The sequence below is a fragment of the Flavobacterium sp. FlaQc-57 genome (genome assembly GCF_044007395.1).
Taxonomy (GTDB): domain Bacteria; phylum Bacteroidota; class Bacteroidia; order Flavobacteriales; family Flavobacteriaceae; genus Flavobacterium.
In genome coordinates, this window is record NZ_JBIPDA010000004.1 from 1 (window position 1) to 22,945 (window position 22,945).

A 22,945-nucleotide genomic window follows, 5' to 3' on the forward strand; every position below is an offset into this window, starting at 1 on the left:
CTTCCCATCCCGAACAGAGTAGTTAAGCCCGCCTGCGCAGATGGTACTGCAGTTATGTGGGAGAGTATGTCGTCGCCTTTCTTTTAAAAACCCTATCCAATTCGGATAGGGTTTTTTGCGTTATATATGTTTTTATTTTAAAAGAGTTCTGGTTTAAGTTTAGAATCGATCTTTTTCTATTATCGGGATCTGTCATAAGCGCTTTTATATACTTCTTTGATCTTCTTTGTAAATATCATTTGTAGAACAAAACCCGTCAGTAAATGGAGTATCTTTCACTAAATTTGTTTTGATAATAACCTGAAGTATGACAGAATTGATTGATACAATAAAGAGTTTTCAAGAACTCGATTTTGAAACTGAAGAAGCGATAAGAAGATATTTTGTTAAAGAAAAGTTTAAGAAAGGAGAATTTATAGCTCAGGAAGGTAAAGTATGCTCAAAGGTGTATTTTATTCAATCTGGGACTGTTCGTAGATTCTGTTTAGAAAATGAAATAGAGGTTACTAAATGGATTTATACCGATAATCAATTTGTTACTTCGTTGAGTAGTTTTTTTGAACAAAAGCCTTCTTTTGAGAATCTTCAAACTTGTGAAGAAACTGTAGTTTATTCATTATCTTATTCAGATGAACAGGTTTTACTGCAATACCCTTTATTTTCTAAATTTCATCTTAATCAACTTCGACTATATCTTTCTAAGATTAATGAGTTTCACTATTTATTTAGGATTATGAACGCACAAGAAAAGTATTCATTTTTACTAAAATCGTTTCCGCAAATTATTCTTAGGGCTAAATTAAAACATATAGCATCTCTCATTGGTGTTAGTCAAGAGACCCTGAGTAGAATAAGGGCTGCGATTACTTGATATTACATCAAAAAAACTGATTTATTTTTTCTCAATATTTGCATCAATAATTAAATGAAATATATTGAAGAATACTGTTATTGGAAAAACTGCTATTATTGGTAAGAATGTTTCCGTAGGGAATTTTACTACTATCGAAAATGATGTTATAGTCGGTAATAATACCTGGATTGGGAACAATGTCAGTATTTTAAGCGGAAGTAAGATTGGTGACAACTGTCAGATACATTCTGGTGCTGTTTTAGGTGGGATTCCTCAAGATTTAAAATATAATGGTGAAGAAACTTTTTTAGAAATTGGAACAGGTACTGTTGTTAGAGAATTTGTAACAATAAATAAAGGAACTAAATCAAAAGGGAAAACTAGAATTGGCGATAATAATTTGATTATGGCAAATGCTCATATTGGCCACGATTGTTTTATCGCTGATAATTGTGTTATTGGATTTAATGTTGGAATGGCTGGTGAGGTTATTGTTGGGAATTGGGCTAATATTAGTGGGTTAACTGCAATACATCAATTTTCAGTTATTGGCGAGCATAGTATGATTACAGGAATGAGTCGCGTTGTTAAAGATGTTCCGCCATATGTGCTGGCTGCAAGGGATCCTTTAGCTTATGCAGGATTGAATATCGTTGGTTTGAAAAGACGAGGTTTTGAACTTTATAAAATTGAAGAATTGAAAGAAATTTATCGGATAATTTTTCAGGAACGTCATAATATTTCTTTTGCTCTACGAATGATTAGAGATCAATTTATGCAAACAGAAGAACGTGATTTGATTTTAAATTTTATTGAACAATCGTCCCGCGGAATTATAAAAGGTTCTATTTTTTAATGAAATTATTGATTCGATTGTGTAGTGGCGAGTTGTAAAAGAATAAGACTTCACAATTTCTCATGAAGTCTATGTATCAACTATATTTTTTAGAATTATTTGACTTTGTATACTTCTATACTTTTTAACCAATATACATGGCGTGGTCCTGTTTTGATATCGTTTTTGCAAATTAGAATCATTTCGCCATTTTTGACTGGTTTTCCATTCTCTTCAAATAGTACATAGGTATTTTCTCCTGTAGGATTGTTGAAGATTTCGGCCCATGAAAAGGTTGCTTTGTAATTGTCCGATGCTCTGGCTACAATGTAGAAATTTCGATCTTTATGTCCGTTTTGTTTAATCTTTGCTTTTTGGAGTATATCTTTTAATAGCACTCCTTTGCAAATTTTGTCATCTTTTTTTACTTCACCACTTTGGCAAACTACTTTAAAATTGGTAATAGTAGCAACTTTCATTTTTCGTAAAGAATCGATTGTTAAGTGCAAAGTAGTTTCTACTTCTCCCTTTATTTCAATTTGGTGATTTACAAGTTTAAGACTATCTGTTGCAGTTGCTGGAGATGCGCAAGTTTCTTTTTCTATTTTTGAGCTTTTTTTTGTGGTATCATGTTCTTCTTTTTTTGAAGAGTTGCACATGATCGATGTCATCGAAATAAATAGAATGACGATATAAGTTTGTAATTTCATAACTATTTTGGTATAATATTTTAATTAGTTTGAGCTAGAAAAGCGTAAAGTAATAAAGAAATTACGTCCTTCTTCCGGATAACCTTCTACGAGACTATAATTTTTATCGAATATATTATTTATACCTGCATCCAGGGTTATTTTTTTTGCGATTTTAGCTGAACTATAGAAATTTAACAAAGTGTAATCAGGAACTCTTGTTCCGTAACTTGTACTAAATCTTGAAGAATTGAATTCTGCATTGGCTATTAGTCTTATTACTTTAATGGGTTGATATTCGACATTCGCCACCGCTTTGGTATTTGGAACATCTGTGAAATGAATTGTTGGATTTGTTAAGTTGTTTCGCTCTATATAAGTGTAGTTAAGATTTAAAGATAGATTATTAAGTACAGTGTAGTTTAATTGTGCTTCGAGGCCGATGTACTCCGCTTCACCAAAATTTTGCATTTGAGATTTTCCGGGAGTGATATTGCTTACATTTAAAATTGCATTAGTTAGAGAGCTGTAAAATAGAGCCGTTTGAAAAGTTAATTTGTTCAAAGCTGTTACGGTATAGTTTATTTCGTAATTTATTGCTTTTTCTGGTTTTAAATCCGGATTAGGAATTGCTGTTCCCATTCTATAAGAATAACGGTCTTTTATCGTTGCGAATCTTGTTTTTTGTGAGACTGTGGCACCTAATTTCTGATACTTATTCAATTGATAAAATAGGCCAACTTGTACATTAAAAGCATCGCTTGCAGCTGCAGCAGGATAATTTGAGATTACTTTTGTCGTACTATTATAATCTTCGGCTTCTTTGTTTTTGCGAATGTTATAGCTGACACTTGGAATTAAAGTTAATTTTTGATTTATGCTGTAAACATCTTCTACGCCCACCAAAATAGTATTGTCAATAAAGTGTCGAACTGGTTCGCCAACATTATTTTCGCGATGCACATCTTCTTTAAAGTGAAATGCAATTTTAAAATCGTTTTTCGGAATAAGTTGTGTATTGTATTCTAAATTCCCGCCATATGTGTAATCATTGTAAATGCTTTCAAATGCGTAGGCTTTTGTTTGTGTAGTGTACTTATCATCATCATAGCTATCTAATGTGTTTTTGAAACGATCAAAGTACAATCTGGTTTTAAAGCTGTTCTTGGCGTCTAAATTTGAGTTAGAAATAAAGTAATAACTTTCTTTATCCCAATTGGGCCATTGCCAATATCGTGGTTTAGAATAAAGAGGATTCTGTATATCGTTTCCGGTATAAACGGGATTTCCTTTTTCTCCTTGTTGATTAATGTATCCAATTGCGTATTCACTTTTTTTGGTTGGAGTCCATCCAATTTTAAAACTAATTTTTTGATCAGTACGGTAAGAATTGTCTCGTTGTCCGCCATCTTCATTTTTTGACGGATGATAATTTGATGACATTCGAAAAGAATTTCGATCAAAATAAGAATAGCCAGCCTGAATATATAATTTCCCTAAATTGCTTCCGATATTTAGATTTCCTTTATATCCGTTCGTATTTATCATTCCTAAAGAGCCATCATATTCTAGTTTTTTAGAAGGTTTTCTTGAAACAAGGTTAATTGCTCCGCCAAGTGAATTTGGGCCGTATAAAACAGAAGAGAAACCTTTTGAAACATCAATTGCAGCAAGATCAAATGTGGTAAAGCGAGCCAGATCGACATAACCATCATATGGAACATAAACAGGAATTCCGTCCATATATACGGGAACTTGCCTTAAGTCAAAACCGCGAACTGCTACCATTGATTCATTTCGTGGCCCGGAAGAAGTTAGAGTAATTCCAGGAAGCAAGTTTAAAGCCGCGGAAACTTCCATTTTATTATAAGATTCCATTGTTTTTGAAGTGATTCTGTTAAGAGTGTCTTTGTCTTTGTGATTTGTTATAATGACTTCTCCTAGAATGAAAATGTTGGATGTCTTCAATGAATCTGTTTGGTTTGAATTGTTTTGCTGACAAAAGACGGCAAAGGGAAATAGTAAAAATGTAATAATTCGTAGTTTCATAATTTAAAATTATTTTCAGTATGTTTTAAAATGAATACTGATGGTTAAAAAGATTGGTTTTGGTTATTTAATTTTTTAAAACTTTAGGTTCTGAGTTTCTTTTTGTGCAAAATCTTTTATCCGTTTTTCGATTTCATAAAAAACTTCGATAGCCTTTTCTCCCGCTTCAGTTAGTTTTGCGCCGCCTCCGCCTTTTCCTCCAAGAAGTTTTTCTACTAATGTTTTTTCAGAGCGTTGATTCATTTCTTCTACTAATTGCCAAGCTTGACGGTAAGCCATTTTCATTTCCTTTGCGGCATTGGTTATAGATCCTGTTTTTCTGATGTTTTCGAGAAGCCAAATTTTTCCAATTCCTAAAAATGGACCTTCAGTTTCTTCAATCCAAAGACGAACTTCAATATTGTATTTTTTGTTTTGTGCCATTGATGTTGTTTATTAGAAACTTTTGTTTTTAATTAAATCAATAATATAAGTATTTATACATATGCAATATTAAGTATTTATACGTATATAAACACATGTTCACGACCTTATTTTTTAATCATTAATGTAATTTTGTTTTTTGAATTGTTTTATATTTGATTTTCAGTACCTAATTGTGGGGAAATTTCAAACTTGAAATCAGATTAATAAAATCCTTTAAATGATAGATTATGAGTAGTTTAAATGTAGAATTAAAGGCTAAAGTTTTTTCTGCTTCAATTGTGCTGTTTTTTGCATGGGTCGCTATTGTATTTCAGCTCTATCTTACAGAGGGGAGTGTACTTAATTTTTTTAGTTATTTTACAGTTTTATCTAATTTGCTAATCGCTTTATGTTTAACGTTCTCCACTTTTATGTCAAAAACAAGAATAGGTTTGTTTTTTTTAAGTAATTCAGTTCAAACAGCAATAGCGCTTTATATATTAATTGTTGGAGTTGTTTACAATATTGTTCTTAGAGGATTGTGGGTCGTAACCGGATGGCAGTTTGTAGTTGATAACATGCTTCACGTATTAAACCCGATTTTGTACATTTTGTATTGGTTGATCTTTTCTCCAAAAGAGAAATTAAATTGGAAGAATGGCATTTACTGGACTTTCTTCCCTATATGTTATCTCATTTATTCTTTAATTCGTGGTGCAATCGTAAATTGGTATCCTTATCCTTTTTTAAATGCCATGAATATTGGCTATGAAAAAGTTTTTATCAATGTTGTTGCCATGATTTTTTTATTTTTTGTTGCTGGTTTATCCTTGATTTCCTTAAATAACAGAGCGAAAAAATGATGCTGATTATCGATTTATATGATAATTATTTTTTAGAAGAACCATTTTAGTTCAATGAAAAGTAATTATTAGAAGGATATTTTTTTTGATATAAGTGAAAAAACAGTGTTGATAAGTCCTAAATTAACTTGAATTGATTGACTATTTAGAATAAAGATATTTCTTATATTAGCTGAGATTGAATTTTAAATTTTGATGAGAATTCCTTATAATTAAGGAGTGTAGTTATTATTTTATATACAGTTAAATTAGATAAACTAACATTGACACAAAGTAATTAACATGAAAAAAACATTACCATTTTTAGCATCACTGCTCTTTATTTGTTTTACAATTATTCCAACATTTGCTCAAGTGACGTCTTCAAAAATTGATTCTTTAATGGAAGATGCCTTGAAAAAATTTAAAGTAGCGGGAGCATCAATTGCGGTTGTTAAAGATGGAAAAATAATTCACCAAAAAGGATATGGAGTTACCTCTGTCGAAACAAAAAAAGCTGTAAACGAATATACTAATTTTCAAATTGCATCGAATAGTAAAGCATTTACTGCAGCAGCACTTTCGATTTTGGAGGACGAGGGTAAATTGAATTGGACAGATAAAGTCAAAGATTTCATTCCTGAATTCAAAATGTATAATGATTATGTAACTGAGAATTTTAACATACAAGATTTACTAACGCATCGCAGCGGATTAGGATTAGGCGTTGGTGATTTGATGTTTTTTCCTGATGGTTCAAATTTTACGATTAAGGATGTTGTGACCAGTTTTCAGCATTTTAAGCCGGTTTCGGCCTTTAGAACCAAATTTGATTATGATAATTTGCTTTACATCGTAGCGGGAGAAGTAATTGCGAGAGTTAGCGGGATGAGTTATGAGGCATTTGTACAAAAGCGAATTATTGAGCCATTGCAAATGAACAATACTTTTGCAGGAAGTAGTTTTATAAAGGATAAAACAAATATGGCAACATCTCATTCTTCTGAATCAGGAACTATAAAAACAATCGAAGGAATGGGGGTTCAGATAAATAGTGCTGCGGGCGGAATTTACTCTAACGTTGCTGATATGTCTAAATGGATGATGGTTGGTCTGAATAAAGGTAAATATGGAGCCGATTTAAATTCAACATTATTTTCTTTAGAAAACCATGATGAAATGTGGCGTATTCATACAGTCGAAGAAGTTGATAGAAATCCTAGATATAGTTCGCATTTTGATGGTTATGGTCTAGGTTGGGGATTATCAGATGTGAAAGGAAATTTAAAAGTTTCGCATACTGGTGGTTTACCTGGTATGTTATCTGTTGTGACAATGTATCCAGATCTAAATCTGGGTATTGTAATTTTGACCAATACTGAAAATGGTGGTGGCGGACTTTTCTCAGCAGTTACAAATACTATTTCGGACAGTTACTTAGGTTTGGATGATTTTGGCTGGACCGATAAAATAGCTGATTGGATGAAGCAGGGGAAAGATACAGGTGATGATGTGACTAAAAAAGTCTGGGAAAAAGTAAAATCTGTAAAAAATGTAAAAGTAAAAAATGAAGATTTTGTAGGGGTATATGAAGATAAATGGTTTGGGAAAATTGAAGTGTTTGAAAAGGACAAACAATTATGGTTTAAATCTTATCGTTCACCAAAACTAAACGGGCCAATGGCATTTTATAATGCGAATACATTTGCTATAAAATGGGAATATCAGGCAATGAATTGTGATGCTTTTGCTATGTTTTCGCTTGACGAAATGGGCAAAGCACAGTCAATTCAAATGAAAGGGATTTCGCCAAATATCGATTTTAGTTTTGACTTTCAAGATCTGGATTTAAAAAGAGTTGCGAAGTAAAATTTATCCGTTAATCTATGCTTTTGTATAGATGAATTTTTCATTCTCATCTATAACAAAGAGTTGGATCGATTAGTTTTTTTTAAATAAGACATAAAAAAACTCCTTAAGAAATTAAGGAGTTTTTACTTTTTTAAAAGGTTATTTTCCTTTTACTATTTTTTCCAGATATTCGACTTTATCTTTTTCTGCCTGAACTAAACGTTCGTATAGTTCAACAATTTTGTCAAGCGGATTGAAGGTAGGTTGAACATTAATTGCATTTATTGTTGAGTTGTCATGACTATTAAATGTATTATTAATAATATTTAAAACAGCTTCTTCAGAGAAGTTTTTAATTGCTTCAACTGTAACCCCGAGTACTTTAGCTATTTCTATAAGTTTTTCATCATCTATTGTTTCGCTGTTTTCAATAGTAGAAACAGTTTGTTGACTTATTCCTAAAGCTTGCGCCAAAGCTTCTTGTTTCATGTCTCGAAGTTCACGAATACGGCTAATTTTTCGCCCTATGTGATTTGGTTTTAATAGTGTGCTCATAATTCAAAGATATTTAAAATTTCTCAGAAATTTCCCATTTGGTAAAAAACAGGTTTGAAATTGTGAAATACAATTATATAAAGAACTCCTTAATCCTTTAAGCCGTTTCTGGGTGAGTCTTATAAACTTGTTTACAGATCATTTTCTAAACGATTTAAAGAAAATTTCAACAAGAGGATAACGAAGAATCATTTTTATTCATCTTAAAAAGGTTAATAAATTATGGTGAAAATATTTCTTATATTCGTTTGGAGAAAAATCAAATTATTCAGCAAAACAACTAAAAATCTTTAAAAATTATCAGAGATGAAAGAGAATCTTATTGTCATAACATTTTTTATTACTTTTTCTAATTTTATTTTTGCGCAAAGTAATTTTTCTGATAATCCTTTAGATGCCGTTTTTGAAACAAAAGATTCAAAAAATTTTTGGGAAGCATTTGACAAAATGGACAAAGCAAAACAAAATCCGTTTATTGAATATATGCAAAAAGGTTCTCCGGGTGTTAAAGGATTTACCGAAAACAGAATAATCAATGCCGATTCTCTTTTTGCTGTTGTGAAGAAAAGAAAAGCAGATTATGAACTTTCAAGAAATGTTTTAGATGGTATTTCGTCTAAGGAAAAGAGAGTAAGAGCCATTTATAGTGCATTGAAATATTGGTATCCAAAAGCAAAGTTTCCTCCAATTTATTTTGTCTATGGAAGATTTAATTCAGGCGGAACTTCTTCTCCCGACGGAATTATTATTGGAACAGAAAAGCTTAAAAATCTGGATGGCGTTTCAGGTTTAATCGCACACGAACTTATTCACTATCAACAAAAAATTGAAGGCAAAGATATGTTACTGAAATGGTGTTTGATGGAAGGAGGCGCTGATTTCATTGGTGAGCTTATTTCAGGAGAACAAATAAGTAAGTTTGAATATAATTATGGAGATCAAAACCTGGATAAATTATGTCAGGAATTTGTAGCAAGATTAAAAAATCCTGATTATAAAGACTGGTTATATGAAACCTCCAAGAAAGATGACAGACCAAATGATTTAGGATATTGGATGGGTTATAAAATAATAGAATCGTATTTCAATAAACAGAAAGATAAACAAAAAGCAATCGAAGAAATACTAAATATAAAAGATCCAATGCAATTTTTAAAGCAAAGTGGTTTTTTAGATGTATATATTGAAAATTATCAAAAAGCAAAAAGAGGAAGTTTTGAAGAGTTTTTTAAATAATAAAACAGAAGTCGAAGCTGGAATTTGACACAGAAACTTGATTTTTTTTGCATAGAATTTATAACTAAAAGAGCAAATAATTGAAATACTACTTGGCGCTACGAACCTTAACAAATGATATGAAGAATATAATTTTACTACCCATTTTATTTTTGACAACGATGACATTTGGTCAAAAGGCAACTTTTAATATTAAATATTCTGAGCAGTTGGCCGTTTTTGTTTTTTTGCAAAATCTTTCTGAAAATTACCCTGAAAATGTTTTCAAAACTGAATTTCAAAAATCAAAATATAACATTGAAAAATATACTGCCATAATTTCAAAATTTGACAAATTAGCATTTGATTATAGCTATCGATTTGAGGAGTTTCCGTACGGCTCAAAAAAGACGATGCAAGCGCAAGATCTTCTAAAAAAGAATATGATCGAAACTGATAATCTAAACGATTTCAAAGCTCGTTCTATAGGCTTTATTCCCAATAAAACATTAATTGATCTGGCAGAAAGTATTTCAGAATTTACACCAATTTATAATGAACTAATTTATAATCCGAACAAAGAGAAATTTGAAAAACAGCTTGATGGCATTAAAAAATATTCTAATGAACATCATATAGAAAACTATTTTGAAACGGGACTATTGTTTTATAATTCAAGTTGGGATAACTCCATTCCGTTTGAAATAGCTTTTTATCCATTGCCAAATTCTAAGGGATTTACTGCGCAGGCATTTTGTAATAATTTCATCAGTGCCGTACAAACCGATTTAAATTCATACAAAGATTTGTTTAGTGTGATGTTGCACGAAACTTATCATATAATTTATGACGAACAATCGCTTGCAGTAAAAACAGAAATAGATACATATTTTAAAGAAAGCAAATCAAAATGCAGTAATTATGCTTATCAGCTTATGAATGAGGTTTTGGCAACTGCATTAGGGAATGGCTATGTTTACGAACAATTAGATGGAAAAATTGACACTGGAGATTGGTATAATAAAAAATATATCAACCTTATGGCAAAGAAAATTTATCCGTTAGTCGTAGCATATATTGACCAAAAGAAATCTATTGATAAAAATTTTATTGATGCTTATATCAGGATTTATGAAGAAAATTTTCCTAATTGGATAAATGAGCTTGATAATATTATGACTTATAGATATGTACTGAGTGAAAATGAAAATGATTTTAATGTAATACACAAAATGTTTCGTTATCGTTCCAGAACAGAATATGAAGATCAAATAACAGTTAATAGTATTGAAAAAATGAAACAAACACCTTTAACCAAGGTAATTATCATTTCAAAAAACAATGCAGAAAAACTTAAACTGGTAAAAAGTAAGTTTGTAGAGTTAAAGGATCTGAAAATTAAAGCAGATAAAGAATTTGCAATCAAAGTATTTTTAGAAGATAAAAGTCAGCTGATCGTATTAAATCAAAAAGAGTCTACTGTTGAAGTGCTTTTTAATAAATTGTAAAAAAAAAACTTACCTCTAATAAGACTTCTTATAAAGTGCTTTACGAGAATCTCATTGACTTCGCATTCCTACTCTAAGATTTGTAAATCATAAGCATAAAAAAACTCCTTAATTTCTTAAGGAGTTTCTTGGTGGGCGATGAGGGGTTCGAACCCCCGACCACTTCCGATTGAAAATCGGAATGCTCTGAACTTGCTGAGCTAATCCTTATTTTTAATTAATTCTTGGATTTTTATTCTGCTTTTCCAGGATTTAATTTGTAATTCTCTTTTATGCGCGATTTCTTTTGTTTCATAGTTTTCAGTATAAACGATTTTCCAGTCATTTACATTTCCTGTAAACCCTTTGCTTTTTTGATTATGACGAATAAGTCTTTCTTCTAAATTGGAAGTGAATCCAATATAGAATTTATTTTTGCTTTCACTAAATAAGATGTAAACGATAAAATTCATGAAATAGATATAAAATAAAAAACTCCAAAATCAAATGACTTTGGAGTTTTTGGAATTTTGGTGGGCGATGAGGGGTTCGAACCCCCGACCACTTCCGATTGAAAATCGGAATGCTCTGAACTGGCTGAGCTAATCCTTATTTTTAATTAATTCTTGGATTTTAATTCTGCTTTTCCAGGATTTAATTTGTAATTCTCTTTTATGTGCGATTTCTTTTGTTTCATAGTTTTCAGTATAAACGATTTTCCAGTCATTTACATTTCCTGTAAACCCTTTGCTTTTTTGATTGTGACGAATAAGTCTTTCTTCTAAATTGGAAGTAAATCCAATATAGAATTTATTTTTGCTTTCACTAAATAAGATGTAAACGATAAAATTCATGAAATAGATATAAAATAAAAAACTCCAAAATCAAATGACTTTGGAGTTTTTGGAATTTATGTGGGCGATGAGGGGTTCGAACCCCCGACCCCCTCGGTGTAAACGAGGTGCTCTGAACCAGCTGAGCTAATCGCCCTATTTTACTAGGTTGCTATCATTTCGTGATTGCGAGTGCAAATATACGCTAGTTTTCGAGTTCTGCAAAGAAAATGCACTAAAAATTTAAAGTTTTTTTAATGTTTTTTCTATGTTGTTGGGGTATAATTTGTTATGACTTTGTTTTTTTGATTTATTTTTCATTTCGAGAGAGACGGAATGTTTCTGTAGATGTAATCACTATGTTTTCCCGTAAATGATTTTTGTAATTCATCAAAAAAAGCGTCTTGGTCTTTTTCTTTTGGCCACGTTGATTTTATGAGTTCCGTTATTTTATCATTTGATTTTTCTAAATCAGCTAGAGAATCATAGAAAAAAGCTTCCAGAAAGTCTGTACTATTTGAGCCCCAAGAATGACGATACGGATAATAAGCTTTGATAAAAGGGTCATTGAATGTTATTTTATCATTGAACTCTTTTAAATTTTTTCCTTTGCCTTCGGGGTTTATTTGAGATTTTCGAATATAAACGATCATTGGTTTTTTTGTCTGATCTTTATATTCTTTCTTTCCAACAGAAGTTACACTTTGATAAATTTCATCTGAGTGAGCAGGAGCGTAGAATTTTTCATATTTTTCAAAAAAGGCAGTTCTTGCTTTTTCATCCGGCCAATTTTTCTTGATTAATTCATCGCTAAGCGCTCCGGCTTTTTCAATATCTTCCCAGGTTTTATAAACGTTAACCAGAACAATTTCGGTATTGTCATCGGTGTAATAATGAGTCAGAATTTCTGATCCAATAATCAAGTCATTTTTACTGGTAATTTTGTCAAAGTACTCTTGTTCACTATTCTTCCAATCTTTCCCATCAGAGGCTAAATTCCGATGTAAAGTTGTTACTGTAATAAATACAGGTTTCTCTTTTTCCTGGGCACAAATTTTTGCACCCACCGAGATCATCAATGCGATGAATCCCAGTGCGAGGGTGTTACTTTTTTTCATGATTTAAATTTGTTTAGATTATTATAAACTATATAAATTTAAGTCATTGATTTTCAACGAATTGATGTTTTGGTTGTGATTTGTCCTGATTTAGACCTGAAGTTTAATTGTCCTTATTTAACGGCAGTTCGGCCACGACAAACGTACTTCCGCCTACATAAATAAAGTCGTTTTTTGTAGCGTTTTTCTTTGCTGCCAAAAAAGCTTTTTCTACAGAATCATATTTTTCTCCAATTAAGTTGTGTTTTTTAGCTGCATCTTGCAGTATTTCAGTACTTAATCCTCTGGACGAATTGGGACTGCAAAAATAATATTGTGCTTTTTTAGGGAACAACGGTAAAATAGAATCAAGATCTTTATCATTTACCACTCCCAAAACAATATGTAGATTCGCAAAGTTTTCATTCTGAATCTGATTCATCACAACCGCCAATCCATGTTTGTTGTGGGCTGTGTCACATATAATTTTTGGGTTTTCTCCAAGTTGTTGCCATCTTCCTTGTAACCCCGTATTTTTTACCACTTTCAATAAACCGGTTTTTAGATTTTCATCTGACACCTTATATTCGTTTTGGCTGTTTAAAATAGCGATAGTTTGTTGAACAGTTTTTTTATTATGAAATTGATAATCCCCAATTAAGTCCGACGGAAAAACTTCTGATATTAATTCTGAAGCAAAAAATATTGCAGCCTTGTTTAGTTCGGCTTTCGCCAAAAATACAGGTTGCGTTTCGGTTGTATATTCTCCAATAACAACCGGAACATTTGGTTTTATAATGCCGGCTTTTTCTCCCGCGATTGCCGCTGGAGTATTTCCTAAAAACTGTGTATGATCCAGGTCGATGTTCGTAATTACAGAAACTAAAGGTGTGATTATATTTGTTGCGTCTAATCTTCCGCCAAGACCAACTTCAATAATAGCGATGTCTACTTTTTCTGAGGCAAAATAATCGAAAGCTAAACCTACAGACATTTCGAAGAAACTCATGTCATTGGCTTCAAAAAAACCTTTGTGTTTTGCGATAAATTCACAAACAAAATCTTCCGAAATTTCTTCGCCGTTAATTTTTATTCTTTCTCTAAAGTCTTTTAAATGGGGCGAAGTGTACAACCCAACATTATATCCTGCTTCCTGCAAAACCGAAGCCAGCATATGCGAAGTCGAACCTTTTCCGTTTGTACCCGCAACATGAATACATTTTAACTGCTTTTCCGGATGATCAAGATGTGCAGCCAATAATTTAATATTGGTCAAATCTTCTTTATATGCCGAAGCGCCTTGAAGTTGATACATCGGAAGTTGATTAAACATCCAATTTGTAGTTTCTTGATAGTTCATGTATTTTGGATAAAATAGTTGTCGTTTGAAATAATTTTCGTTTTTTTTAGTTTTATATTAGAGCGAAAATTATCTTTATTGCAAATTTCAAATATTTTTTAGAATTAATTATTAAAAACCAGAATTAATATATGTTTACTTTCATTCAATTACAAACAGATACCATTGCAAACGCCGCATCTAACGTAGTTATCGAAAAAATTGCACCAAATACTGAAATCTCTGTTCTAGGATTTATCTTAAAAGGAGGTTTTTTCCTGATTCCAATCGCCATCCTATTATTTTACACTTTTTATGTTATCATAGAGCGTTATCTGTATATCAGTAAAGCATCTAAAATTGATGCCAGATTAATGCAGGATGTTGGAGATAAGTTAAATGCCGGCAATATTGAATTGGCCAGAACAATTGTTGAAAGAAGTGATACTGCTGCCGGAAATATTTTGAAAGAAGGTGTTTTAGTTATCGGAAGACCAATTGCTGAAATCGAATCAAATATGGACCGTGCTGCCGATATTGAAATTGGTGAAATGGAAAGACGTTTAGGTCATTTAGGACTTATTGCCGGTATTGCGCCGACCTTAGGTTTTATTGGAACAATTTCCGGAGTAATTAAGATCTTTTATAGTATCTCAGTTACAGAAAATATTAGTATCGGAAATATTTCAGGAGGTTTGTACGAAAAAATGATCAGTTCAGGATCTGGACTTATTGTAGGTATTATTGCTTACAGTGCTTACCACTTATTGAACGGAAAAATAGATGATTTTGCTTTAAAAATTCAAAAGCAAATATTAGAATTTGTCAACATAATTCAAAGATCATAAGGTATGTCTATTAAGAGAAAAAGAAGATTTCATGCCGAAGTGGCGACTTCATCATTAAGTGATATTATGTTTTTCTTGCTGTTGTTTTTCCTTATTATTTCAACACTTGCGAATCCTAATGTTATTAAAATGACATTGCCAAAAGCGAAAGCAAACGAAAAAACAAACAAACAACTAATAAGCTTATCAGTTACCGAAGATAAAAAATTTTACATCGACAAAGAACCAGTTGATTTCGAAAACTTAGAAACTAGTTTAATGTCTAAAATAGGAGCAGACAAAGAGCAAACCGTTGTAGTTCGAATTCCGTTTAATTTACAAGTACAGGATTTAGTTGACGTATTGCAAATAGGAGTGAAGAACAACTTGAAGTTTGTGATTGCTACGAGCCCGAAGTAAAATTCTCATTAGGGCGTGACCACAATAAAAAAATGGGCTAATCAGCATAACGTTGATTCGCCCATTTTTTTATTGCGGTCGGGCTATCCGCGCTACTTCGGTAGCTAGCTTCTATCCCTCACGCGGAAAAAAAGAGAATAAAGAGGAAAGAATAAAGAGGGTAGATTTAGGAAAAGTAATCAAAAAGTATGTCATTTCGACCGAAGGGAGAAATCACACCAGATGATCGACAAAGATTCAGTTTTGATTGCGGAGTTTCTAGTGTGATTTCTCCCTTCGGTCGAAATGACAAACTAGGTGAAAATAAAAAAGGCTTTCTGATGATTTCAGAATGCCTTTTTCTATTCGTTTAAAGTGAAATTCGTTTTTTAATTCAAACTAAAATTATAAATAATTTTCCCAGTTTGTTTTGCTGGTGCGTCGCTGTCAGCATCCCATTTTGTATTCATGGCAGCAATTTTGGCTTGATCTAATAAACATCGTGCCGTATTTGTTGTTCCTTTAATTCCTGGAGTAGCACTAATTGTTTTTCCATTTTGATCTACCGTAATTTCAACAACTACTTTTCCTTCTTCGTTGCAGGTGTATTTTGGTGCGGGTTTCGATAATGCTTTTCTGGTTCCTAAAGAATAACCAGATCCACCACCAGAACCGCCGCCGCTTCCTGCTCCGTAACCGCTTCCTGTACCAATACCATTTCCTGTACCGTTTCCTCCTCCAGTTCCGCCACCAGAACCTCCGCTGCCGTAATATCCATTGGAACCTAAACTTCCGTTAGATTTTCCTTTATTTCCTGCCACCTTATCATCTCCATCTCCACCTTTGTTGGATCCTTTTAAAATGCTCGATAAAGCATCGTTTGTAGAGTTCGAAACTTTTGGTTTCTCAGGAACCGGTTTCGTTTCCGGTTTTACGATTGGTGTAGTTTTTTTAGGTTTTTCCTTTACAGGGATTATGACATCTTCTGCTGCAGTTGTTGAGTTTTCTTGTGTTATGATTGCTTCGTCTGGAGTTGATTTTGCAGGAGCTTGTTTGATGTTATTTTTTACTTCTAAAACTTCACTCTTATAATTTGCTCCAGAGCCTAAATCACTGTCTCCAAAATTCACAGTTACGCCACCACCGCCACCGCCAGCTGCAAGAGCGACATTGTTTTCTGGATTATATGGAGGCCAAAAACGAATGAAAAATAAAAGCAACAGCAAGATTGCATATATAGCTGTAGATATTAGTAGTGATTTCTTTTTATCTGAAGAATCTATAAAAGTCATTTTGATTCTGAGTTTTGTAATAGTATTTAATAAAAACGCTTAAAAGTAGTAAAAATTGTTTACAATCAAACAGAGAATTTAACCGCATAGTGCGCTAAGTTTTACGCAAGGCATGCTAAATTATTTCTTGCAAAGTCGCAAAGTTTTTTTTTTTTTTTGCCTTGCGACTTTGCGAGATTAGAACAAACGGCTTTGCGAACTTTGCGGTTAAATAAAAAAGCGAGCTAAAATTTAGCCCGCTTAGAAATAGAAGTATAAAAAGATTACACTAATTGTTTCAATGCAATTTCAAATGCAGTTGCGCTGATATTTGTTTTTGATGGATTTAAGGCGTGAGCCTTAACAATCGCATTTTTTATAATTTCAGATGTATCATTAAAGATCGCTTCATCTGTCATTTGAACTTTTTTCTCCATGAAATAAGCAAAAACTCTAGCCATTCCACAGTTCGAAATAAAATCTGGAATCAAACTTACTTTATGATCTACTTCTTCCATAATTGAGCCAAAGAAAATTTCCTTGTCAGCAAAAGGAACATTTGCACCACAAGAAATAACTTCTAATCCGTTTGCGATTAAGCTGTCAATTTGAGATTGAGCAACCAATCTTGAAGCTGCACAAGGAGTAAAAATTTCAGCACCAATGGTCCATATTTTAGAATTGATTTCTTCGAATGGAATCATATTGTCGGCAACTAATTTGTTTCCGTCTTTGTTTAAGAACAATGTTCTGATTTCTTCAAAAGAAAAACCTTCTTCTTTAATTAATCCTCCGTCACGGTCAATAATTCCAATTACTTTTGCACCCATTTCAGCCAAGTAAAAAGCAGCTGCAGATCCAACATTTCCAAAACCTTGAACGATTGCTTTTTTGCCTTTAATATCACCGCCATAAGTAGCGTAAAAATGACGAACAGCTTCGGCAACGCCATAACCTGTAATCATATCGGCAACAGTATATTTTCTAGTTACGTCAGGAGAGAATTTAGGGTTTTCTATTACCTTAATAACACCTTGGCGTAGTTGTCCAATTCTATTAATTTTATCTGCTTCAGTTGGTTTAAAGTGTCCGTTAAAAACACCTTCCTGCGGATGCCAAACACCACATTCTTCTGTCATAGGAATAACTTCGTGAATCTCGTCAACATTTAAATCTCCACCGGTTCCGTAGTAACTTTTTAATAAAGGCGAAACAGCTTTATACCAACGTTGCAAAACTCCTTTTTTACGAGGGTCATTCGGGTCAAAATTTATTCCGGATTTAGCGCCTCCAATTGCAGGTCCAGAAACTGAAAATTTTACTTCCATTGTTTTAGCCAATGATAAAACTTCGTTCATATCTAAGCCTTTTCTCATTCTTGTTCCTCCACCTGCAGCTCCTCCACGTAGTGAATTAATAACGGTCCATCCTTCAGCTTCTGTTTCAGAATCTTTCCAGTTAAAAACAATTTCAGGTGCTTTATTTTCAAATTGCTGTAATAAATCTTTCATTTTGTTGAGATATGTTTAGTTTGCGTAAAAGTATGAAATAGAATAATGCGAATAATGTATTTCATATCAAATTTATTAAACAAAAAAGAAAAGCCGAAAACTATTCCGTTTTCGGCTTTTTAAATATTTAAAGAATTAAGAATTATATCCCTAATAAATGTTTTTTTAATGTTTCGTCAACTGGTTTATCTGAAAGCCAGATTCCGAATAATGCTTTTTTGAAATCAAATCCTGAAACTTTTCCTTTTAAAGTTTCGTTTTTGTAAACATTGATGGTTTGATCAAGCGGATTGTATGCTAGAATAAAAACATCTTTTTCAGTAATAGCATCGCTTAAAAAAGTCTTGAATTCCTCAATTCTAGGTCTCAATTGTTGAAGGTTGCTTCCTGCTGATTTTTCAAAACCAGTATTCATTGCCTTAGTCAATTTGTTTGAAGAAACCATAGATGATGTAATTTCGATTCTAATGGCCATTTCAGTATCACTGTCAATAATAAATTGAGGATCCTGACTTAATTGAGATAAATACAATGCCTGAACATAAACTTCTAACCACATTTTTGATCTTCCACCAGCACCGTTAAGTTGTAAAGATTTGCCTTGAAATTCAATTTTTCTCGGAACTGTAACGCCATTAACCTCTAATTGAGTTTGGGCTGAAATTGTCGAAAATTGTAAGCTTAAAAGGAAAGTAAGTAAAAGTAAAATCTTTTTCATGTGTTGTCGATATTATATTTTTTGAGCAAAAATAATGCTAATTTATCAATTTAATAACCTTGTTAATGATGTTTTTTTATGTTGATTTTTATTTTTGTGTAACGTATTAGTTTAATAATCAATTTAGTAAGATATGTTTTACGTACTTTTGCGTGTTTTAAGGATTGTTTAATCTTTTTAAAGAAAGAAATCTTTTTTATCTTTAGAATTTAGTTGTTTTTATCGGCAGTTTTATTCTTAAATTTTAAAGAAAACATTGCAAAGTTGATGTCTATCGTGCTAAATTTCGATATTATTACGAAAACGTTATCGTAAACACTGTTAATCTATTAATTTTATATGCGTGCATTGTTAATTTCACATTTAAAAATTATCTTTGAAAGCCTTTTCATTTAGAATAAAAGCAATTCAAAAAACAAAAATAACCACCAACTAAATTAAATTTCTTCAAATTTGGTTTAGGAATAACAAAACAATAAAATACTATGGATTTCAATCTTACCGAAGAACATTTGATGATTCAACAAGCAGCAAGAGATTTTGCTCAAAATGAATTGTTGCCAGGTGTTATTGAGCGCGACGAAAAACAAATTTTTCCGACAGAGCAAGTTAAAAAAATGGGGCAATTAGGATTCATGGGAATGATGGTTGATCCTAAATACGGAGGAAGTGGATTAGATGCAATTTCATATGTAATTGCAATGGAAGAAATTTCTAAAGTTGATGCGTCAGCTTCTGTAGTGATGTCTGTAAATAACTCATTAGTTTGCTGGGGTTTACAAGAGTTTGGAACTGAAGAACAAAAACAAAAATATTTGCCGGGTTTAGCTTCAGGAGAAATTCACGGAGCTTTTTGTTTAAGTGAGCCGGAAGCGGGTAGTGATGCAACTTCGCAAAAAACTACAGCAATTGATATGGGAGACCATTATTTGGTAAATGGAACTAAAAACTGGATTACAAACGGAAATACAGCTTCAGTTTATTTAGTAATTGCACAAACTCATCCGGAATTAAAGCATAAAGGAATTAATGCTTTGATCATGACTAAAGATATGCCAGGTTTTTCTATTGGGCCAAAAGAACAAAAAATGGGAATTCGTGGTTCTGATACGCACTCATTAATGTTTAGTGATGTAAAAGTTCCAAAAGAAAATAGAATTGGAGAAGACGGTTTTGGATTCAAGTTTGCTATGAAAACTCTTGCCGGAGGTCGTATTGGTATTGCATCTCAAGCCTTAGGAATCGCTTCTGGAGCTTACGAGTTGGCATTGAAATATTCAAGAGAGCGTAAAGCTTTTGGAACAGAAATTTGTAATCATCAGGCGATCGCCTTCAAATTGGCAGATATGGCTGTAAATATCGAAGCAGCACGTCATTTATGTATGAAAGCAGCTTGGGATAAAGACCAGCATAGAAACTATGATGTAAGTGGTGCGATGGCAAAATTATTTGCTTCGCAAGTAGCAATGGATACTGCAGTTGAAGCTGTTCAGATTCACGGTGGAAATGGTTACGTAAAAGAATACCATGTTGAGCGTTTTATGCGTGATGCAAAAATTACTCAGATTTACGAAGGAACTTCTGAAATTCAAAAAATTGTAATTTCAAGATCAGTTATCGCAGGATAAAATCTCTTGAAAATAGATAATAGGACCCTTTCGGCTTTTTTAGCTTCGAAAGGGTTTTTTTACGATTATTTTTTTTACTTTTCAGAAGTTTACACTTTTAAACCAATCACTTGGCTTTTTAAATTGACTTAACCCTATATTATTTTTATGAAAAAACTTTACTTTCTTCTACCGCTTGTTTTTTTAGCTTGTAAATCAAATCCATCTGCGATAAGCGAAAAAGGCTCTAAATCAAATTCGAAACCACTAGAAATTACGTATAAAGTAAATGAAACAGAAGTTTCGGACTTCTTAAAATATCTTTCTTCCGATGAATTAGAAGGTAGGGAAACTGGAACAAAAGGAATTGAGAAAGCTGCAGTATTTCTGGAAGATTTTTTTAAGAAGAATAATGTGAAGCCTTATTTTACTACTTATCGAGATACACTGACTAATTTTAAATCTCCAGCTTTTAATATTGTTGGAGTTTTAGAAGGAACAGATCCTGAACTAAAAAAAGAGTTTGTGGTTCTAAGCGCTCATTACGATCATATTGGTTTAGAGAAAAAACAACAAGCAGACGTAATAAATAACGGAGCAAATGATGATGCTTCTGGTGTAACTGCTGTTGCGCAAATGGCGAAATATTTTGCTAAAACAAAATCAAACAAACGCAGTATTCTTTTTGTGTTTTTTGCCGGAGAAGAAAAAGGATTGTTGGGATCTAAAAGTTTGGTTCAAAAACTAAAAAAACAAGATTTCAATTTATATGCACAATTGAATATCGAAATGATTGGTGTGCCAATGAAGCGCGATTATTTGGCCTACATTACAGGTTTTGATAAATCGAATATGGCTGAAAAAATAAATGAGTATACCGGAAAAAAAACAATAGGATTTTTACCAAAAGAAGCCGAGTATGAATTGTTTTACAGATCTGATAATTATTCATTCTATGATGTTTTCAAAAAGCCTTGTCAGTCAATAAGTACGTTTGATTTTGAGAATTTTGATTTTTATCACCATGTTTCAGATGAATTTAAAGTGATGGATATTCCTCATATAACATCTTTTATACAAGAGTTTTTACCGGCTGTCACAAAAATCACCACCACACAAACAGAAGAAATTACAATGAATAAATAATCCTTATTTTTATTGTATTTGCTTATTTTTGCCTTATGGAAAATATTATTGTTACCGGAACCAGTAGAGGAATTGGTTACGAATTAGCTTTGCAGTTTGCAAATGCGGGTCGTCAAGTTTTGGCTATTTCAAGAAAAATACCTCAAACGCTTTTAGAGCATCAAAATATAACTTGTCTTTCAGTTGATTTAGCAAATGAAGATACTTTGCAAGAAGTGGATAACTTTTTATCTTCAACTTGGAAAAAAGTAGATGCAGTTGTACATAATGCAGGAGCTTTATTATTGAAGCCTTTTGCGGAAACAACTCAGGCTGATTTTGAAAGTATTTATAAAGTAAATGTTTTCGCCGTAGCAAATCTTACCAGAATTTGTTTGCCATATCTTCAAAAAGGAAGTCATGTTGTAACCATCAGTTCGATTGGTGGCGTTCGCGGAAGTCTTAAATTTGCAGGTTTGGCAGCTTATAGTTCAAGTAAAGGTGCTGTAATTACTTTAAGCGAATTATTGGCAGAAGAATATAAAGAACAAGGAATCTCCTTTAACGTTCTGGCTTTAGGTTCTGTTCAAACTGAAATGTTAAATGAAGCTTTTCCTGGATATCAGGCGCCAATTTCTGCCGAAGGAATGGCAACTTACATTTATGATTTTACGCTTAACGGAAATAAATATTTTAATGGAAAAGTTTTAGAGGTTTCTTCAACGAATCCTTAGATAATTATGAATCTGATATAAAACTTTTTACTTCTAACAAATAATTTTTAACGTAAAAGAAAATTGAGCGAGACTTTAGCTAAATATATACCGGAACATGCAGTAAAGCCTGTTTTTGAATTGATTGTTGCCAATCAGGTTCATCTTAAAATCGTAAATGAGCGCCAAACGCGACATGGAGATTACAGACGTGGACCTAGTGGGAAACATGAAATAACGGTTAATGCGAGTTTAAATAAATTTCGTTTTTTGATTACGCTAATTCACGAAATTTCGCATTTAGTAGCATTCGAAAAATTTGGCAGAAATATAAAACCACATGGAAATGAATGGAAACATACATTTCAACGTATGATGATTCCGTTTATACGTCCCGAGATCTTTCCTGGCCAATTATTGCCGTTATTAGCGAGACATTTTAAAAATCCATCTGCAAGTAGCGATACAGATACAACTTTGTCTTTAGCCTTAAAACAATACGATACAGACAATGATAAAAACTATGTTTTTGAGATTCCGTACGGAAGTGTCTTTAGAATTAAAAACGGGAAAATATTTAAGAAATTAGCTGTTAGAACCAAACGTTTTGAATGCATTGAAATTAGTTCAGGAAGAACTTATCTTTTTAATCCAAATGCAGAGGTAGAGTTGATAAATTCAAATTAAGTTTAAATTCCAAAATAAAAAAAATCCCAAATTCCAA

At 32.3% G+C, this 22,945-nt stretch carries 23 protein-coding genes, 1 tRNA gene and 1 rRNA gene; 13 read left to right on the plus strand and 12 right to left on the minus strand.

Translation table 11 applies throughout. The features are described from left to right. From rrf to lpxA, 3 genes are all read left to right on the plus strand, one after another. Positions 1 to 81 (plus strand): 5S ribosomal RNA (rrf, locus tag ACHRVZ_RS13355); the annotation flags it as partial. A 226-nt stretch (positions 82 to 307) separates the two neighbouring features. Further along, positions 308 to 871 (plus strand): Crp/Fnr family transcriptional regulator, encoded by a 564-nt coding sequence (locus ACHRVZ_RS13360; protein ID WP_395423077.1) that lies wholly within the window; start codon positions 308 to 310, stop codon positions 869 to 871. Positions 872 to 935: 64 nt separating this feature from the next. After that, a complete protein-coding gene (gene lpxA / locus ACHRVZ_RS13365) occupies positions 936 to 1,709 on the plus strand; it encodes an acyl-ACP--UDP-N-acetylglucosamine O-acyltransferase (RefSeq protein ID WP_395423078.1) in 774 nt (257 codons plus the stop codon). 95 nt (positions 1,710 to 1,804) lie between these two features. Here the strand turns inward: lpxA and ACHRVZ_RS13370 are convergent, their stop codons facing one another. From ACHRVZ_RS13370 to ACHRVZ_RS13380, 3 genes are all read right to left on the minus strand, one after another. After that, on the minus strand, positions 1,805 to 2,398 hold the full coding sequence (locus ACHRVZ_RS13370) for a molybdopterin-dependent oxidoreductase (RefSeq protein ID WP_395423079.1): 594 nt from the start codon (positions 2,396 to 2,398) through the stop codon (positions 1,805 to 1,807). A 24-nt stretch (positions 2,399 to 2,422) separates the two neighbouring features. Then, entirely contained in the window at positions 2,423 to 4,426 is a 2,004-nt protein-coding gene (locus tag ACHRVZ_RS13375) for a TonB-dependent receptor plug domain-containing protein (RefSeq protein WP_395423080.1), read from the minus strand. Between the two features lie 75 nt (positions 4,427 to 4,501). Further along, a complete protein-coding gene (locus tag ACHRVZ_RS13380; RefSeq protein WP_395423081.1) occupies positions 4,502 to 4,849 on the minus strand; it encodes a winged helix-turn-helix domain-containing protein in 348 nt (115 codons plus the stop codon). Between the two features lie 230 nt (positions 4,850 to 5,079). Here ACHRVZ_RS13380 and ACHRVZ_RS13385 point away from each other — a divergent pair, with 230 nt between their 5' ends. Both ACHRVZ_RS13385 and ACHRVZ_RS13390 read left to right on the plus strand, forming a co-directional pair. Beyond that, complete coding sequence (locus ACHRVZ_RS13385) at positions 5,080 to 5,694, plus strand: Pr6Pr family membrane protein (protein ID WP_395423082.1); 615 nt, start codon at positions 5,080 to 5,082, stop codon at positions 5,692 to 5,694. Positions 5,695 to 5,976: 282 nt separating this feature from the next. Further along, entirely contained in the window at positions 5,977 to 7,542 is a 1,566-nt protein-coding gene (locus ACHRVZ_RS13390) for a serine hydrolase (RefSeq protein WP_395423083.1), read from the plus strand. 141 nt (positions 7,543 to 7,683) lie between these two features. Here ACHRVZ_RS13390 and ACHRVZ_RS13395 read toward each other — a convergent pair whose 3' ends face one another. Beyond that, the gene (locus tag ACHRVZ_RS13395) at positions 7,684 to 8,079 is read right to left on the minus strand and encodes a helix-turn-helix domain-containing protein (protein WP_395423084.1); all 396 of its coding nucleotides are present in this window, start codon (positions 8,077 to 8,079) and stop codon (positions 7,684 to 7,686) included. Positions 8,080 to 8,385: 306 nt separating this feature from the next. On the opposite strand from ACHRVZ_RS13395, the gene ACHRVZ_RS13400 reads away from it, so the two are divergent. Further along, entirely contained in the window at positions 8,386 to 9,315 is a 930-nt protein-coding gene (locus ACHRVZ_RS13400) for a DUF2268 domain-containing putative Zn-dependent protease (RefSeq protein ID WP_395423085.1), read from the plus strand. A 119-nt stretch (positions 9,316 to 9,434) separates the two neighbouring features. Beyond that, positions 9,435 to 10,802 carry a hypothetical protein gene (locus ACHRVZ_RS13405; protein WP_395423086.1) on the plus strand — a complete coding sequence of 456 codons (1,368 nt, stop codon included), beginning with the start codon at positions 9,435 to 9,437 and terminating at the stop codon, positions 10,800 to 10,802. A 200-nt stretch (positions 10,803 to 11,002) separates the two neighbouring features. Here ACHRVZ_RS13405 and ACHRVZ_RS13410 read toward each other — a convergent pair whose 3' ends face one another. The 5 genes from ACHRVZ_RS13410 to ACHRVZ_RS13430 all read right to left on the minus strand — a co-directional run bounded on the left by ACHRVZ_RS13410 (position 11,003) and on the right by ACHRVZ_RS13430 (position 14,071). Beyond that, on the minus strand, positions 11,003 to 11,254 hold the full coding sequence (locus ACHRVZ_RS13410) for a GIY-YIG nuclease family protein (RefSeq protein ID WP_395423087.1): 252 nt from the start codon (positions 11,252 to 11,254) through the stop codon (positions 11,003 to 11,005). A gap of 129 nt (positions 11,255 to 11,383) precedes the next feature. Next, entirely contained in the window at positions 11,384 to 11,635 is a 252-nt protein-coding gene (locus ACHRVZ_RS13415; RefSeq protein ID WP_395423087.1) for a GIY-YIG nuclease family protein, read from the minus strand. A gap of 61 nt (positions 11,636 to 11,696) precedes the next feature. Then, positions 11,697 to 11,771: transfer RNA gene (locus tag ACHRVZ_RS13420), tRNA-Val, on the minus strand. Between the two features lie 160 nt (positions 11,772 to 11,931). After that, positions 11,932 to 12,732, minus strand: a complete 801-nt coding sequence (locus tag ACHRVZ_RS13425; protein ID WP_395423088.1) for a hypothetical protein — start codon at positions 12,730 to 12,732, stop codon at positions 11,932 to 11,934. A 103-nt stretch (positions 12,733 to 12,835) separates the two neighbouring features. Next, positions 12,836 to 14,071: a bifunctional folylpolyglutamate synthase/dihydrofolate synthase gene (locus ACHRVZ_RS13430; protein ID WP_395423089.1), complete on the minus strand. Its 1,236-nt coding sequence runs from the start codon at positions 14,069 to 14,071 to the stop codon at positions 12,836 to 12,838. Positions 14,072 to 14,202: 131 nt separating this feature from the next. Here ACHRVZ_RS13430 and ACHRVZ_RS13435 point away from each other — a divergent pair, with 131 nt between their 5' ends. Continuing rightward, entirely contained in the window at positions 14,203 to 14,898 is a 696-nt protein-coding gene (locus ACHRVZ_RS13435; RefSeq protein ID WP_395423090.1) for a MotA/TolQ/ExbB proton channel family protein, read from the plus strand. Positions 14,899 to 14,901: 3 nt separating this feature from the next. Then, positions 14,902 to 15,297 (plus strand): biopolymer transporter ExbD, encoded by a 396-nt coding sequence (locus ACHRVZ_RS13440; RefSeq protein ID WP_041516210.1) that lies wholly within the window; start codon positions 14,902 to 14,904, stop codon positions 15,295 to 15,297. A gap of 368 nt (positions 15,298 to 15,665) precedes the next feature. Here the strand turns inward: ACHRVZ_RS13440 and ACHRVZ_RS13445 are convergent, their stop codons facing one another. From ACHRVZ_RS13445 to ACHRVZ_RS13455, 3 genes are all read right to left on the minus strand, one after another. Next, positions 15,666 to 16,568 (minus strand): energy transducer TonB, encoded by a 903-nt coding sequence (locus ACHRVZ_RS13445; protein ID WP_395423091.1) that lies wholly within the window; start codon positions 16,566 to 16,568, stop codon positions 15,666 to 15,668. A 263-nt stretch (positions 16,569 to 16,831) separates the two neighbouring features. Then, positions 16,832 to 18,058 carry a Glu/Leu/Phe/Val dehydrogenase dimerization domain-containing protein gene (locus ACHRVZ_RS13450; RefSeq protein WP_395423092.1) on the minus strand — a complete coding sequence of 409 codons (1,227 nt, stop codon included), beginning with the start codon at positions 18,056 to 18,058 and terminating at the stop codon, positions 16,832 to 16,834. 142 nt (positions 18,059 to 18,200) lie between these two features. Next, entirely contained in the window at positions 18,201 to 18,776 is a 576-nt protein-coding gene (locus ACHRVZ_RS13455) for a chalcone isomerase family protein (protein WP_395423093.1), read from the minus strand. Between the two features lie 485 nt (positions 18,777 to 19,261). On the opposite strand from ACHRVZ_RS13455, the gene ACHRVZ_RS13460 reads away from it, so the two are divergent. The 4 genes from ACHRVZ_RS13460 (at position 19,262) to ACHRVZ_RS13475 (ending at position 22,908) form a co-directional block, all read left to right on the plus strand. Then, positions 19,262 to 20,404 (plus strand): acyl-CoA dehydrogenase, encoded by a 1,143-nt coding sequence (locus tag ACHRVZ_RS13460; RefSeq protein ID WP_395423094.1) that lies wholly within the window; start codon positions 19,262 to 19,264, stop codon positions 20,402 to 20,404. 147 nt (positions 20,405 to 20,551) lie between these two features. Then, a complete protein-coding gene (locus ACHRVZ_RS13465; RefSeq protein WP_395423095.1) occupies positions 20,552 to 21,529 on the plus strand; it encodes a M20/M25/M40 family metallo-hydrolase in 978 nt (325 codons plus the stop codon). A gap of 35 nt (positions 21,530 to 21,564) precedes the next feature. Continuing rightward, entirely contained in the window at positions 21,565 to 22,242 is a 678-nt protein-coding gene (locus tag ACHRVZ_RS13470) for an SDR family NAD(P)-dependent oxidoreductase (protein ID WP_395423097.1), read from the plus strand. Between the two features lie 63 nt (positions 22,243 to 22,305). Further along, positions 22,306 to 22,908 carry a SprT-like domain-containing protein gene (locus ACHRVZ_RS13475; RefSeq protein ID WP_395423098.1) on the plus strand — a complete coding sequence of 201 codons (603 nt, stop codon included), beginning with the start codon at positions 22,306 to 22,308 and terminating at the stop codon, positions 22,906 to 22,908. The last annotated feature ends 37 nt before the right edge of the window (positions 22,909 to 22,945 follow it).

Excerpts from the sequence above, each read along its gene's own strand:
- ACHRVZ_RS13360 (WP_395423077.1), top strand. The coding sequence starts at position 308 with ATGACAGAATTGATTGATACAATAAAGAGTTTTCAAGAACTCGATTTT.
- ACHRVZ_RS13405 (WP_395423086.1), top strand. The coding sequence starts at position 9,435 with ATGAAGAATATAATTTTACTACCCATTTTATTTTTGACAACGATGACA.
- ACHRVZ_RS13390 (WP_395423083.1), top strand. The coding sequence starts at position 5,977 with ATGAAAAAAACATTACCATTTTTAGCATCACTGCTCTTTATTTGTTTT.
- ACHRVZ_RS13435 (WP_395423090.1), top strand. The coding sequence starts at position 14,203 with ATGTTTACTTTCATTCAATTACAAACAGATACCATTGCAAACGCCGCA.
- ACHRVZ_RS13395 (WP_395423084.1), bottom strand. The coding sequence starts at position 8,079 with ATGAGCACACTATTAAAACCAAATCACATAGGGCGAAAAATTAGCCGT.
- ACHRVZ_RS13455 (WP_395423093.1), bottom strand. The coding sequence starts at position 18,776 with ATGAAAAAGATTTTACTTTTACTTACTTTCCTTTTAAGCTTACAATTT.
- ACHRVZ_RS13410 (WP_395423087.1), bottom strand. The coding sequence starts at position 11,254 with ATGAATTTTATCGTTTACATCTTATTTAGTGAAAGCAAAAATAAATTC.
- ACHRVZ_RS13380 (WP_395423081.1), bottom strand. The coding sequence starts at position 4,849 with ATGGCACAAAACAAAAAATACAATATTGAAGTTCGTCTTTGGATTGAA.
- ACHRVZ_RS13450 (WP_395423092.1), bottom strand. The coding sequence starts at position 18,058 with ATGAAAGATTTATTACAGCAATTTGAAAATAAAGCACCTGAAATTGTT.
- ACHRVZ_RS13370 (WP_395423079.1), bottom strand. The coding sequence starts at position 2,398 with ATGAAATTACAAACTTATATCGTCATTCTATTTATTTCGATGACATCG.
- ACHRVZ_RS13425 (WP_395423088.1), bottom strand. The coding sequence starts at position 12,732 with ATGAAAAAAAGTAACACCCTCGCACTGGGATTCATCGCATTGATGATC.
- ACHRVZ_RS13470 (WP_395423097.1), top strand. The coding sequence starts at position 21,565 with ATGGAAAATATTATTGTTACCGGAACCAGTAGAGGAATTGGTTACGAA.
- ACHRVZ_RS13400 (WP_395423085.1), top strand. The coding sequence starts at position 8,386 with ATGAAAGAGAATCTTATTGTCATAACATTTTTTATTACTTTTTCTAAT.
- ACHRVZ_RS13440 (WP_041516210.1), top strand. The coding sequence starts at position 14,902 with ATGTCTATTAAGAGAAAAAGAAGATTTCATGCCGAAGTGGCGACTTCA.
- ACHRVZ_RS13465 (WP_395423095.1), top strand. The coding sequence starts at position 20,552 with ATGAAAAAACTTTACTTTCTTCTACCGCTTGTTTTTTTAGCTTGTAAA.
- ACHRVZ_RS13375 (WP_395423080.1), bottom strand. The coding sequence starts at position 4,426 with ATGAAACTACGAATTATTACATTTTTACTATTTCCCTTTGCCGTCTTT.
- ACHRVZ_RS13460 (WP_395423094.1), top strand. The coding sequence starts at position 19,262 with ATGGATTTCAATCTTACCGAAGAACATTTGATGATTCAACAAGCAGCA.
- ACHRVZ_RS13430 (WP_395423089.1), bottom strand. The coding sequence starts at position 14,071 with ATGAACTATCAAGAAACTACAAATTGGATGTTTAATCAACTTCCGATG.
- ACHRVZ_RS13385 (WP_395423082.1), top strand. The coding sequence starts at position 5,080 with ATGAGTAGTTTAAATGTAGAATTAAAGGCTAAAGTTTTTTCTGCTTCA.
- ACHRVZ_RS13415 (WP_395423087.1), bottom strand. The coding sequence starts at position 11,635 with ATGAATTTTATCGTTTACATCTTATTTAGTGAAAGCAAAAATAAATTC.
- ACHRVZ_RS13445 (WP_395423091.1), bottom strand. The coding sequence starts at position 16,568 with ATGACTTTTATAGATTCTTCAGATAAAAAGAAATCACTACTAATATCT.